The sequence below is a fragment of the Duganella qianjiadongensis genome (genome assembly GCF_009857915.1).
GTDB classification, from domain to species: Bacteria; Pseudomonadota; Gammaproteobacteria; order Burkholderiales; family Burkholderiaceae_D; genus Rugamonas; species Rugamonas qianjiadongensis.
The window spans coordinates 122,264-135,250 of sequence record NZ_WWCM01000008.1 but is presented as its reverse complement, the minus strand read 5'-3'; the positions used below and the strand labels follow the sequence as shown (position 1 = coordinate 135,250).

The following is a 12,987-nucleotide window of genomic DNA, read 5'->3' as shown; positions in this document are numbered from 1 at the left end:
TTTCAAAATCCGCAATAATGCTATCCTGTCAGGCATGATCAAGCATGTTCGATACGGGAGCATCAAGATGAAAGCCTTACTGCTGGCGGCTGCGGGCCTGTTTGCCTCTGTTGCGCCATCTGCGCAGGCAGGAAATCAGCCGCCGCCTAACTATGAGAACTGGGGCGTGTGTCCGTTCGAATGCTGTACCTATCGGGAATGGACGGCCAGCGACGACATCGATGTGTATGCCACCCGCAAGGCCGGTTCGGCGCTGGCTTTCCGCCTGCATCCCGATGAAAAAGTCACCGCACTGACCGGCGTAGTCATCACCGAGAAAGCCGCCCGCGTGCGCATAGACCGGGCCATGCAGGACGGCTATATCGACGGCAAAGACGGACCGCAACTGGCGCTCAAGCCGGGCGATATGCTCTACCTGCTGGCACCGCTGGGCGAGGGCGCTTTCCTCTTCTGGTATCAGGGCAAGGTGTATCACAGCAGCGTGGAACTGGGCGCTATTCCTACCGTTGCTGCCGAACGGGCCAGAATGGTATGGTGGAAGCAGATACGCAATAGCGCTGGCAAGCAGGGCTGGACTAAATCGGATAAATTCGGCAACGCCGATGCCTGCGGCTAGACTACGCTCCGGCTTACACCCGCCGATACGACCTTCTTGCTCCCTGAGTCATCCGGAAACTATGCTCATCCGCGCTTTCAACTACAAACAATGGGCCGACCAGCGTACCCTCGATGCCGCCCAGGCGCTGGCCACGCGGGATGGCGCCGCTGCCGTGGCTTTCATTTGCCAGCAATTGAATCACATGGTGATCGTGGAAGAATTATTCCGCGCCCGTCTGCTAGGCGAAACGCTGCCGCATCAGGCTACCAATACGGCCGTGGTTCCGCCACTGGAGGAGCTGGGCGTGCGGCTGGCGCGCTCCAATCAGTGGCTGGCACAATTTGTTGCCGATGCAAGGGAAGAAGTGCTGCAAAAACAGATACCGCTGCGTTTCATGGATGGCCAGCCCGGGCGGCTTTCCGCGCTGGAAGCGCTGTTCCATATCATTAATCATGGAACATATCACCGCGGAGCCATCGGCCATGCACTGGATCTGGCCGGAGCAGCACGGCCAGCCGATACCTACACCGTGTATATCCATGCGGCCGAACCGCAGCGCAGGCTGGCATGAATCCGGCCTACCGCGCACACTGGCCTTTTAGCAGCAGCGTCCAGCGCTGTTTATCTCTCGCCTATTTAAAATTTACAGGAAAATAATGAGCTTACTTACCGATATGTCGCCTATCCTGATACCTGTGATTGCCCTGCTGATTCCGATTGCCGGCATCATCTCGTGGACTGTCATCAAGGTTACACGTCTCAATCTTCTGCATGAAACCGTACGCCAGCTCGGCTCCAGCGGCCAGCCGATCCCGCCAGAACTGCTGGCAGAAATCATCGGCGGCAAAAACTCCTGACTCGCATGTTGATGACGCCTATTTTTCAGCATATCACGCGGCTATTGACGCAATGCCCCAATACGGCATAGCGGATCGGCATGGGGCTTGCACGCTTTACTGTGCTGGCGGGCGCGAATACAGATCGATGATGGTGCTGATCGCATCGGCGCACACGGCGCAGAACTTCTCGCTGCGATCGAACATGATGCACTGCATCTGCGGCCGGTAGTAGCCGCTCGCTTCGTAGTTGGCGCCCTCGAATGCACCGACTGCATGATAGTGCGGATCCGGCGTAAATAGCGCCGTGCTCTCGGCCAGATCCTTTTTGAACAGCGCACTCATTTCCGGCTCGGGGCGCTGCGCCGCGCGCAAAGCCGCACGTTCTTTCTGGTAGGCGCGCGACGCCGTTTCATAAGTCTGCTTGGGCCATGGCGTAGGCAGCGGCGTGCCTGCGGTGACGAAGCGCTGCCATTTGAGCTTGGCCGGATCACGCAGCGCCGTGGCATTCGGTTCCCATGGTTCGGGGCGGGCTGCGCCGGACTGGTAGGCCACCGGCGAGGTGTAGTACTCGTCGGCCAGACCGGCGAAGTGGTGGCCGAATTCGTGCACGAACAGGTAATTGGCCCAGTCGTTATTTGCTGCCGCCGTACTGAACTGGCCGAAGATGCCGCCACCGCCATAGGTCTCGTTATTCACCAGAATTTCGATAAACTCATATGGCGCGTACTGCGCCAGCTCGCGCAGGGCACGGTTGTCCGTGGTGAGTACATAACGCTCGCTGCCGAAGATATCGTAGCGCGTGCCTAGCGGCGAAGCGTGATGTACCCCCGTAGAGGGGCGCGAGACACCCGATTCCGCCGTCGGCATAGCCAGCGCCCACACATTGAAGTCGCTGGCGCGCTCCTTGAAAGGCGAGGTGGCAAACAGATGGTCGGCCAGCTTGCGGGCGCTGGCTTCGAACTTGGGCATTTCAGCAGCAGTGTAGCCGTCGCCGACGATCAGCAGGTCCACCTTCTGCGGCGACGGGCCGTTGACGCAGATCGCTATCGGCTTGACGGGCGCTGGCGGCAGCTTGCGCACCACGTCCATGGCATCGGTATCGATTTCGGCCGTCCACACCACCGAGAACGCATTGCGATCGTCACGTTTGAGTATGCGTACCCGCACTGGCCGGTCCGGCTTGGGGAAACGCACCGACTCCTGAAAACCCCGATTGGCATGCTGGGCTTCCTCCGTACTGCGCCACTCGGCAAACACGGTGGAGAAACCACGCGAGTAGAGCAGTTCACCGGTTTTACTGTCCACCACTTCCAGCATATTGTTGCCACGATTGGTGTCGTCGATAGCGCGCCGCACATCGCCCGGCCATGGCAGCGGCTCGATCACCACGCGCTCGAGCGCATAGTTCTCGTTCAGCGCATTCCCGCTATGCAGATAGTCGACGCGCACGGTGGCTGGCTGTACGACTTTGACGGAAGCCGCAGCAACAGCGGCGGCACTGGCGGCAGCATGGACGGACAGCGGCGCGAATATGGCAGCGCCGCAGACTAGCGCCAGCGCGCCGGCCAGAGCACGCAGCGGCGTGCGGGAGGCAAACAGAGACATGATCTTCCTATCTATGAGGGTCGGGCAGGCCGTCATTCTAATCCGGCCAGCAGAGCATTAGCACGATAGACGGCTAGTTCTTTTGCATCAGCGACTGGCCGATATCGAGCGGGCGGATGTCCAGCCGCATATTCAGGATGGAATAGCTTTGCAGTGCAGCCGAGGCATAGCCCACGCTGTCGCGGGTTTTGCTGAGGGTGAACTGGAAGCCCAGCTCCGGCAGCGGCGAATTGCGTCCGCTGGTGGCGATGCCTATCGCCTCGCTGCGGCGGTTGTTGATCAGGTTTTCCATCAGCTCGACCAGCGCATTGCGCGCCAGTATATCGGCCGAAAACACCGGCTGCGCCATCTGCACGGCGCGCGCATCGAGCTTGCCGCCGGCCTTGGCCTGCGATGGAATAAACCTGTGACTGGCCAGATCGTAGCGGTCGCCCTTGTCCAGATAGCTGATGACGGCGTTGGCGACGTTAAAGCCAGCATGGCTGGCGTCGGTGGTGGCGCGGCGCAGATCGACCAGCAAGGCGCCACGGTGGCCGACGATTTCCACCTGCCGCCGGCTGTCGATCACCATGGCCGTGTTTTCATCGATGCCGAGGCCGAATTTATAGCCTTTTTTCAGCATGGCCGGGATCATGCGAGCAAACCGTCCCCGTACCAGAAAGTGCTGGTCGACGAAGACATCATCGCCGATAAAACCCAGCCCCGGTGCGATTTCGCGCCCTTCCGTCACACCGGCACGCAAAGTGGAAAACACCGGCCCGGGCGCATAGAACATGGTGCTGCTCATGATGGCAGCGCCGGCGCTATTGCCCGCCACCACGCCGCCATTGCGGTATAGCTCCCACACGGCATCGAGCACGGCACTGCGGCTGCCATCGGGCCGCACCAGCGCCTGCGTGATGCGGGCCTGATCGCCGCCTGCAAAGAATACGCCACCCGCGCTACGCACGGCTTCGGCCAGCTGCGGATCGTCGGCTACCTGGCGGTAGTCGCTATCGGCCAGCTTGACGGCCAGCGGTACCAGAAAAGCATCGGCGCCGTAGGCACGGAAACGCTCGACGATGGCAGCGCCCACTGGTGCCGGATCGGCGGCAGCGGAAGGCAGTACCGCCAGCCGGGCGCCGGGGCCACCGGCCAGCTGGACGATGCGCTGCCAGACTTCGGCATTATCGGCCTGCAGATTGCCGCCTATGATGACCAGCGAGCCTTTGGGTGCCGCCTGCGCCACGCCGAACGGCACGGCCAGCATCAGTGCTGCCTGCGCCACTCTCCACCACCATTTATCCGCCCTACGCATTGCCGCCTCCGCAAAGAAAAAGGGATGGCACATGACACGCCATCCCTTCAATATACCTGATTTTCTGCCGCTCGCTAGCGGTAGCGGTAGAGCGGCGCCTGCAGCTGGATGGGGCGCACATCCATGCGCAGTTTCAGCACGGAGTAGGCTTCCACTTCGGTCGAGCTATAACCGACGCTATTGATAGTTTTGCTAAACCTGAATTCGAAACCGATATCCGGATAGGCATCGCGCGGGTTGCCGAAGGCAATGCCTATGGCTTCCTGCTGGGCGTTGTCGATCAGGTTGACCATCAGATCGAGCACGGCGTTATTGCCCAGAATATCGTTGGTGAACACCGGCTCGCGGGTCTCCGGCTGATTCGGATCGAGCTTGTTATCGGCCTTGTCCGGCGAAGGGGTGAATTCGCGCGTCACCAGATTGAACTTGTCGCCCCGGTCCAGATAGCTGATGGTGGCATTGCTGATATTGAAGCCTTTGATACCACGGTCGGTAATCGCCGCCGACAGGTCCAGCAGCAGTGCGCCGCTATAGCCGATGATCTCCACGTCGCGCTTGGCGTTAACTACCATGGCGGTATTTTCATCGATGCCGAGGCCCATCTGGTAGCCCTTCTTCAGCATCACAGGAATCATGCGGGCAAAGCGGCCGCGCACCAGCAGGTGCTGGTCGACAAACACGTCATCGCCGATGAAACCCAGTCCGGTCGAAATCTCGTTACCTTCGGTGACGCCCTGCTTGAGCATTTCCAGCGTGCTCTTGGCATCGTAGAACATGGTGGTGCTCATGATGGCCGCGCCGGCGCTGGAGCCGGCGATCACGCCGCCATCGCGGTACACATCCCACACGGCGTCCAGCGCCGCAGTATGTTTGCCGTCCGGCCGCACCAGCGCACGGGTAATCCGCGCCTGATCGCCACCGGTGAAATAGATGCCGGTGGCCGAATGGATGGCTGCCACCACCTCCGGGTCTTCCGCCGCCTTGCGGTAATCGCTATTCGGCAGGGTGACGCCGAGCGGAATGAAGAACGCCTGGGCGCCATACTGATTGAGTTTGTTGATGGTGTTCTGGGCCGACTGCTCGGGATTGATCGACGCCGAGCCGAACACGCCTATGCGTGCGCCCTTGCCGCCCGCCAGCTGGACGATGCGCTGCCAGACTTCGGCGTTATCGGCGCGCAGGCCGCCGCCGATAATGACCAGATTGCCGGCCGGTGGCGCCAGCACCGGCTTGGGCGGCGGCACCGCCTTGGCCGGCTTGCTCGAGCTTTTTGCAGCCTGCTGCGGCTTGCCAGCCGGCGCTTTGGACGCCGGCGTGCTGACCGCTACCTGTGCCGCCTGCACACTGGCGCCGCATAGCAGCAGCCATAGCAAAAGCACTCGCAGTAGCGTAAAACCTGAGAAATTCATGTAGCCCTTCCTAGTAAAACCGGCGCCGCACTCACGCGCGGCGCCGTCGTAGCGCAGATCATACCAATCAATTGGCCTATCTGGCTTAATGCATCATTACGTTACATTACTTGAACGCGTAATTAGCAGTAGCAAAGAAACGACGACCGCGCGGATCGGTGTAGGTCGGATCGTAGCCGGAGATGAAGTAGTAGGCCTGATTCGAGTACGGTGGCGCCGTATCCAGCAGATTCTGCACGCCGGCACGCAGTTTCAGCGCCTTGTTTACCTGCCATGCACCCGACAGATCCCACAGCGAGTAGGCTTTTACGTGGTTTTTTGCCACCACCGAACCGTCGTCGATGTTGATCGCCGTGTTCTGGTCTTCATAGCCGCTCGAATAGGTATTCGACAGGCTGGCCGAGAACGGGCCTTTGTCCCAGTCGAAGGTGATGGTATGGCGCCAGCGCTGTACCACGCTGTCGGTGACGAAGCGGCCCAGATTGCTCAGGTAAGCATCGCCCACGCTGTTCTGGATCTTCGAATTGAGCACATAGGTGCCGGACAGGTGTCCGCCAAAGCGGCCCAGCGCCGTCTGCACGCCACGATAGTCGATGGTCAGGTCCAGACCGGACGCCAGCTGGGCACCGCGGTTTTCCTTGCGCAGTTCGATGTAATCGATGTTGCCATCTTCATTGCGGTGTACCAGATTGCCGTATTTGGCCAGATTGCCGAGGATGACGTCGTCACCGAGTTCGCTAATCAGGTCGGTACGCTTGATGTTCCAGTAATCGAGCGACAGCGATGCATCCCTGACCGGCTCCAGCACCATGCCCAGCGAGTACTGGCGGCTATGCTCAGGTTTCAGCTTGTCGTTGGAATAGCGGCGGGTATCCCAGTTATCGGCGCAGTCGGCGTAGTTATTATTGACGGTGGCGCAATACACCGGATCAGGCAGGGTGGCCGTGCTGCTGAATACCGTAGGACGGTACAGGTCCGACATGGACGGCGCGCGGAAACCGCGGCCAACCGAAGCGCGGAACAGTATAGTCTTGGCCGGGGTGTAGCTCAGACCCACTTTCGGGCTGGCGGCGCCGCCCACCACCTGATAGTGGTCGTAACGTGCCGACACCTGCGCTTCGAGCTGCTTGGTGAACGGCAGCAGCAGCTCGCCGTAGATGGCCTGCACGCTGCGCTTGTCGCTGGTGGCGCGGCCGCCTTCCGGTGCAAAGTCATTATTGATGTTATCGCTCATCAGCAGGGCCGACGGGTTGAAGTCGGTGCGCTCGTGGCGCACTTCGCCGCCCACGGCCAGTGCTGCATCGCCGCCGCCAAGGGCGCCCAGCGCATGCGATACCTTGAAGTCGATCGAGTCCATAACGCCGCGCGCATGGCGCACATCGTCGTTCACCTGGATGGAATCGAGCAGCGCCACGCCTGCCGCGCTGGAAGGACCGAAAGGATTGATCAGGCCATCGTAGATGCCCTTCATCAGTTTGTCGTACAGCACGTAGCCGTGGGTGTCTTTGTCCTTGACGGTGTTGACGCTGTGGTTCAGCGCCACATCGTAGTCCCAGCCGCCGGCGCTACCGGTCAGGCCGACCACGAAACGCTGGCTCTCGCTGGTCAGTTCGCTGGTACGGCGGCCCGCTTCGTTGAGACGCATGCGCAGGGTGACGTCGCCGACGACATCGTCGTCGGCGCTGGCTTCATCCGAAGCCAGATCATATTTGGCCAGTGCCGGAATGCGTTTGTAGTTGACTACGCCCGTTACCCGTGCCGACGAACCGACGTAGTTGGTCTTGGAGCGGCTCAGCGCCACTTCGGCGAACAGCTGGTTATCCGGATTGAGCTGCAGCACGCCGCGCGACAGCAGATTGACCTTGTCCGATTTCGGATACAGCTCGGTATCGCCCATGTAGTTGTAGGTGCAGGCATCTACCCCGCCCGTGCCATTCGGCAGATACAGATTGGCTGGCGGCGCGCAGTTAGGCAGCGACAGGTTGATGGTGCGGTTGGTGATCGGCTTGCCGTTGATGGTGAAGCCCTGCTCCTGCAGATAGTCGCGCTGGGCGCCCGTCAGGCGGATGTTGGCCGGACTGGTATAGCCGGACAGCAGGTGCGGCAGACGTTCGGCGATATGCAGATCATCGATGAACTTGCGCTGCGAGGTATTCAGCGCGCCAGTGCGCTGCACATCCACCACGGCGAAGACGTTGTAGCCGTCGCGGCCCAGATCGCCGGTACCGGCGCTCAGGCTGGCGGTACGCTTGCCGGCGCCGCCTTCCTGCGTCTTGTTGCCGTAGGCGTTCAGTTCCAGTCCCTGGAAGTCCTTGCGGGTGATGAAGTTGATCACGCCGCCGATAGCATCGGTGCCGTACAGGGCCGAAGCGCCATCGAGCAGCACTTCCACGCGCTGGATGGCAGCAGCAGGAATGTTATTCAGATCGACGCCGGTATCGTCGCCGGGCGAAGCGAAGTTGGCCATGCGGCGGCCGTTCAGCAGCACCAGCGTGGACGAGGTGCCGATGCCGCGCAGATTGGCGCTGTTGAAGCCGCGCTGGTCGCCGCCCACGTTGATGCTGGCGCCATCGGTCAGGCCACCGACGTTGGCCGATACGCGCGCCATCAGTTCGGACGCAGTGGTAACGCCGGCCTTGTCGATTTCTTCACGGGTGATCACCTGCACCGGCAAAGCGGTTTCGGATTCGATGCGGCGGATGGCCGAACCGGTGATTTCCACCTTGGGCACGGGTACGGCGCTGACCGCCGCTTCCTGTGCCTGGACCTGCTGGATCAGGCCGGCCACAGCCCCCGCTCCCAGCGCCAGCCTGACCGCCAGCGCCATATTCGAAACCTGCAATTTGCGTGCTGCACCCATGTTATTTGCTCTCTCAATTGAAGAAATGATTACATTAAACTAACTGTACGCACATCATGACTAAAACTCAAGGAAGCCAGTACAGAATCCGCATATGTACATTTACTTTGTGAAAATAGTGCTACATACTCAATCTTTGTCGAATCAAAGCCACGGCCACCATGCAAGTTCACCAACATCCCATCTCCGGCGCCCATAGCAACGCCCACTACCAGCTGACCAGCCTGCATTTCGGTACGCCCGGCAGCGGTAAAAAAGTGTATATACAAGCCTCGCTGCACGCGGACGAAGTGCCGGGCATGCTGGTGGCGCAGTTCCTGCGCAAGGAGCTGATTGCACTGGAAGCGGCGGGCCGCCTGCAGGGCGAAGTGATACTGGTACCGGCCGCCAACCCTATCGGTCTGGCGCAGGCCATCCACGGTGCGGCTTTTGGCCGATTTGATCTGACCACTGGCATCAACTTCAACCGCGCCTACAAGCACGTAGCGGACGACCTGAAAGCATCGCTGGCCGGCCTGCTGGGGCAGGATGCCGACGCCAACGTGGCGCTGGTCCGCGCCCATGCACGCAACTCCATCGCGGCATGGCAACCGGGCACGGATGCGGAAGCACTGAAAAAGATCCTGATGACGATGGCCATCGATGCCGACATCGTGCTCGATCTGCACTGCGACAACGAAGCCGCGCTGCATATCTACGCCGGCACGCCGCTGGCCGATGCGGTGGCGCCACTGGCGGCCATCATGGGCGCGCATGCCGTGCTGCTGGCCTATCAGGCTGGCGGCGAACCTTTCGACGAAGCCTGTAGCCGCCTGTGGTGGGATCTGGAGCGCCACTTCGAAGGACGCTACCCTATTCCGCCAGCCTGTGTGTCCACCACGGTGGAACTGCGCGGCGAGCAGGAAGTGCACTACGCGCTGGCGCAGAAGGATGCCGCCGGCCTGCTGCAATTCCTCATGCTGAACGGCGTAGTGCTGGCCACCGATGCCGAGGCCGAAGCAGCGGCGCGCGTACTGCCTGCGCCGCTGTGCGAAGCCACTCCGCTGGAAGGCGTGGAGCCGCTGTATGCGCCGCATCCCGGCATCCTTGTGTACACGCGCGATCTGGGCGAGCGCGTGGCCGCCGGCGATGCGATTGCCGACATCATCGATCCGGTCAGCGGCGAAACCAGCGTGATCCACGCTGGCGTGGCAGGCGTATTCTTCGCCCGCAGCGCTCACCGCCATGTGATCCGCGGCATGAACATCGGCAAAATCGCCAGTGCCACGGCCTACCGCGCCGGTGATCTGCTGAGCCAATAAGAAAGTTCGCCCATGAGCACCCCTAGCATGCATGCCGCCCCGGGCAGCAAAAAGAAATTCAAGCTGCCGCATACTTTTGTCCTGCTGTTCATCATTCTGGCGCTGATTGCAGCGGCAACGTGGCTGGTACCGGGCGGTAAATACGATACCCATCTGGTCAACGGCAAGCAGCTGATCGATCCGGCCAGTTTCCACTACATCCCCAGCGTACCGCAGGGCGTAACGGCACTGGTCAAGGCGCCCATCAAGGGCTTCGTGGAAGCAGCGCTGATCATCGGCTTTGTGCTGGTGGTGGGCGGCGCCTTCGCCGTGCTGCAGAAGACCGAGGCGGTGGACGCCATGATCAAGGCACTGGCGCGTGCGCATGACAGCTCGCCCTTTATCCAGAAAGCACTGATCCCCGTGTTCGTCACCATGTTCTCGATAGGCGGCGCCACCTTCGGCATGAACGAGGAAGCCATTCCCTTCGTGATGATCTTCGTGCCGCTGGCACTGGCGCTGGGCTATGACACAGTCACCGGCGTGTCGATACCCTTTCTCGGCTCGCAGGTGGGTTTTGGCGCGGCCTTCCTCAACCCGTTCAACGTCGGCATCGCGCAGGGCATCGCCGGCGTGCCCGTATTCTCGGGCTGGGGCTACCGCCTGATCGTATGGGTGATTGCCACCGGCGTCACCATCGCTTTCCTGATGTGGTACGCCGCGCGCGTCAAGAAGAACCCGCAGCTGAGCCCTACCTATGCGCTCGACGTAGAAAAACGCAGGGAGCAGCCGCACGGTCTGGGCGACTTCCATGGCATCACCGGCCGCCACAAGCTGGTGCTGACCATCTTTGTCGCATCGCTGGCCATCATGGTGGGCGGCGTGGTGGGCTATGACTGGTATATCGATGAAATCGCTGCGCTGTTCCTCGTGATGGGCATCATCATCGGTCTGGTTGGCCAGCTCGATTCCACCCAGATCGTCGAGAGCTTCATCCAGGGCGCGCGCGATCTGGTCGGCACGGCGCTGGTGATTGCGCTGGCACGCGGCACCATGATACTGGCACGCGATGCCCACATCATCGACACCATGCTGCACGGGCTGATGCCGCTGGTGCAGTCCTCGCTGCCGGTGTTCGCCGCGTGGAAAATGTTCGGCATCCAGACCGTGATCAACTTCTTCATCCACTCCGGCAGCGGTCAGGCCGCGCTGACCATGCCCATCATGGCGCCGCTGTCCGATCTGGTGGGCGTGACGCGCCAGACGGCGATTCTGGCTTTCCAGCTGGGCGAACTGACCACGCCGATGATCCCCACTTCGGGCATCACGGTAGGCGTGCTGGCACTGGCCCGCATACCGTGGATTACCTGGGCCAAGTGGATGATTCCGCTGCAGCTGATCTATGCCGTGCTGGCACTGGCGATACTGGTGCCGCCTTGCCTGATGAACTGGCAGTAGGCGGGCCAGCAGTTAACATTAAGGCAAAGTCGGGGGCGGCAGGGCAACAAGTGGCGCAAAATCAGGGGGCGTGGCCGGATTTTGGTGGGCAAAATCGCAAGGTTGACATATTTTTGAGCAGCCGCGGTTTATAATCACGGTTGACATTATTCAGCACTCCCCTCTGCCCCTGCCTTTATCTTTTATATGACTGATCAATTTTCAAAAAAAGCGGAAGCCTGGTCGGCCCGCTTCAACGAACCTGTTTCCGACCTCGTCAAACGCTACACGGCCTCTGTCTTCTTTGACAAGCGCATGGCCAAAGCCGACATTCAGGGTTCGCTGGCCCACGCCGAAATGCTGGCCGCGCAGGGCATCATCAGCGCGGCAGACCGCGCCGAAATCGAACGTGGCATGGCACAGATCAGCGCCGAAATCGAAGCCGGTACTTTCGAGTGGCTGCTCGATCTGGAAGATGTACACCTGAATATCGAAAAACGCCTGACCGAACTGGTAGGCGATGCCGGCAAGCGTTTGCACACGGGCCGTTCGCGTAACGACCAGGTGGCCACCGACATCCGTCTGTATGTGCGCACTGCCATCGACGACGTGCTGGTCCTGCTGCACGCGCTGCGCAGCGCGCTGGTCGATCTGGCCGAGAAAAACGCCGACACCATCCTGCCCGGCTTTACCCACATGCAGGTCGCCCAGCCGATCACCTTCGGCCACCACATGCTGGCCTACGTGGAAATGTTCGGCCGCGATGCCGAGCGTATGCTGGACTGCCGCAAGCGCGTCAACCGCCTGCCGCTGGGCGCCGCCGCACTGGCCGGCACCACATTCCCGATCGACCGCGAGCGCGTGGCCAGAACGCTGGGCTTCGACGACGTCTGCCACAACTCGCTGGACGCCGTATCGGACCGCGACTTCGCCATCGAATTCACCGCTGCCGCATCGCTGATCATGACCCACGTGTCGCGCATGTCGGAAGAACTGGTTATCTGGATGAGCCCGCGGGTCGGCTTTATCGATATTGCCGACCGTTTCTGCACCGGCTCGTCCATCATGCCGCAGAAGAAAAATCCGGATGTGCCGGAACTAGCGCGCGGCAAGACCGGCCGCGTCTACGGCCACCTGATGGGCCTGCTGACCCTGATGAAAGGCCAGCCGCTGGCCTACAACAAGGACAATCAGGAAGACAAGGAACCGCTGTTCGATACCGTCGATACCGTGGTCGATACGCTGCGCATCTTCGCCGACATGGCCGGCGGCATCAGCGTCAAACCGGACGCCATGCGTGCTGCCGCCCTGCAGGGTTACGCCACCGCGACCGATCTGGCCGATTATCTGGTGAAAAAAGGCCTGCCATTCCGTGACGCCCACGAAGCCGTGGCCCACGCCGTACGCGCCTGCGACGGCCTGAAGATCGATCTGGCGGAAATGACGCTGGAACAGCTGCGCGCCTTCTCGCCGCTCATCGGCGACGACGTGTTCGCCGTGCTGACGCTGGAAGGCTCGGTAGCCGCACGTGACCACGTGGGCGGCACCGCCCCGGCGCAGGTACGCAAAGCGATTGCGCGCGTACGCGCCCAGCTGGCCGGCTAAGACCAGCCCCCGCTGCGCCGGTCCGTGCTGGTCCGGCGCAGCGCATGCACACAGCCC

The 12,987-nt window shown here is 61.2% G+C and carries 10 protein-coding genes; 6 read left to right on the top strand and 4 right to left on the bottom strand.

Annotated features, from left to right (window positions below; genetic code table 11):
• Positions 1-67: 67 nt before the first annotated feature.
• The 3 genes from GTP27_RS13260 to GTP27_RS13250 all read left to right on the top strand — a co-directional run bounded on the left by GTP27_RS13260 (position 68) and on the right by GTP27_RS13250 (position 1,455).
• Positions 68-616 carry a hydrogenase expression/formation protein gene (locus tag GTP27_RS13260; RefSeq protein ID WP_161039650.1) on the top strand — a complete coding sequence of 183 codons (549 nt, stop codon included), beginning with the start codon at positions 68-70 and terminating at the stop codon, positions 614-616.
• Positions 617-677: 61 nt separating this feature from the next.
• On the top strand, positions 678-1,169 hold the full coding sequence (locus GTP27_RS13255) for a DinB family protein (RefSeq protein WP_161039649.1): 492 nt from the start codon (positions 678-680) through the stop codon (positions 1,167-1,169).
• An 85-nt stretch (positions 1,170-1,254) separates the two neighbouring features.
• Entirely contained in the window at positions 1,255-1,455 is a 201-nt protein-coding gene (locus tag GTP27_RS13250) for a hypothetical protein (RefSeq protein WP_161039648.1), read from the top strand.
• A gap of 96 nt (positions 1,456-1,551) precedes the next feature.
• Here GTP27_RS13250 and GTP27_RS13245 read toward each other — a convergent pair whose 3' ends face one another.
• From GTP27_RS13245 to GTP27_RS13230, 4 genes are all read right to left on the bottom strand, one after another.
• A complete protein-coding gene (locus GTP27_RS13245; protein WP_161039647.1) occupies positions 1,552-3,042 on the bottom strand; it encodes an IgA Peptidase M64 in 1,491 nt (496 codons plus the stop codon).
• Positions 3,043-3,115: 73 nt separating this feature from the next.
• The gene (locus GTP27_RS13240) at positions 3,116-4,339 is read right to left on the bottom strand and encodes a cyanophycinase (protein WP_161039646.1); all 1,224 of its coding nucleotides are present in this window, start codon (positions 4,337-4,339) and stop codon (positions 3,116-3,118) included.
• A 74-nt stretch (positions 4,340-4,413) separates the two neighbouring features.
• The gene (locus GTP27_RS13235) at positions 4,414-5,748 is read right to left on the bottom strand and encodes a cyanophycinase (protein WP_161039645.1); all 1,335 of its coding nucleotides are present in this window, start codon (positions 5,746-5,748) and stop codon (positions 4,414-4,416) included.
• Positions 5,749-5,854: 106 nt separating this feature from the next.
• A complete protein-coding gene (locus GTP27_RS13230) occupies positions 5,855-8,608 on the bottom strand; it encodes a TonB-dependent receptor (protein ID WP_161039644.1) in 2,754 nt (917 codons plus the stop codon).
• Between the two features lie 161 nt (positions 8,609-8,769).
• On the opposite strand from GTP27_RS13230, the gene GTP27_RS13225 reads away from it, so the two are divergent.
• The 3 genes from GTP27_RS13225 (at position 8,770) to argH (ending at position 12,930) form a co-directional block, all read left to right on the top strand.
• Complete coding sequence (locus tag GTP27_RS13225) at positions 8,770-9,909, top strand: succinylglutamate desuccinylase/aspartoacylase family protein (protein WP_161039643.1); 1,140 nt, start codon at positions 8,770-8,772, stop codon at positions 9,907-9,909.
• 12 nt (positions 9,910-9,921) lie between these two features.
• Positions 9,922-11,346, top strand: a complete 1,425-nt coding sequence (locus GTP27_RS13220; RefSeq protein ID WP_229633810.1) for a YfcC family protein — start codon at positions 9,922-9,924, stop codon at positions 11,344-11,346.
• Between the two features lie 186 nt (positions 11,347-11,532).
• The gene (gene argH / locus GTP27_RS13215) at positions 11,533-12,930 is read left to right on the top strand and encodes an argininosuccinate lyase (RefSeq protein ID WP_161039642.1); all 1,398 of its coding nucleotides are present in this window, start codon (positions 11,533-11,535) and stop codon (positions 12,928-12,930) included.
• The last annotated feature ends 57 nt before the right edge of the window (positions 12,931-12,987 follow it).

Excerpts from the sequence above, each read along its gene's own strand:
- GTP27_RS13220 (WP_229633810.1), top strand. The coding sequence starts at position 9,922 with ATGAGCACCCCTAGCATGCATGCCGCCCCGGGCAGCAAAAAGAAATTC.
- GTP27_RS13255 (WP_161039649.1), top strand. The coding sequence starts at position 678 with ATGCTCATCCGCGCTTTCAACTACAAACAATGGGCCGACCAGCGTACC.
- GTP27_RS13225 (WP_161039643.1), top strand. The coding sequence starts at position 8,770 with ATGCAAGTTCACCAACATCCCATCTCCGGCGCCCATAGCAACGCCCAC.
- GTP27_RS13235 (WP_161039645.1), bottom strand. The coding sequence starts at position 5,748 with ATGAATTTCTCAGGTTTTACGCTACTGCGAGTGCTTTTGCTATGGCTG.
- GTP27_RS13245 (WP_161039647.1), bottom strand. The coding sequence starts at position 3,042 with ATGTCTCTGTTTGCCTCCCGCACGCCGCTGCGTGCTCTGGCCGGCGCG.
- GTP27_RS13240 (WP_161039646.1), bottom strand. The coding sequence starts at position 4,339 with ATGCGTAGGGCGGATAAATGGTGGTGGAGAGTGGCGCAGGCAGCACTG.
- GTP27_RS13260 (WP_161039650.1), top strand. The coding sequence starts at position 68 with ATGAAAGCCTTACTGCTGGCGGCTGCGGGCCTGTTTGCCTCTGTTGCG.
- argH (WP_161039642.1), top strand. The coding sequence starts at position 11,533 with ATGACTGATCAATTTTCAAAAAAAGCGGAAGCCTGGTCGGCCCGCTTC.
- GTP27_RS13250 (WP_161039648.1), top strand. The coding sequence starts at position 1,255 with ATGAGCTTACTTACCGATATGTCGCCTATCCTGATACCTGTGATTGCC.
- GTP27_RS13230 (WP_161039644.1), bottom strand. The coding sequence starts at position 8,608 with ATGGGTGCAGCACGCAAATTGCAGGTTTCGAATATGGCGCTGGCGGTC.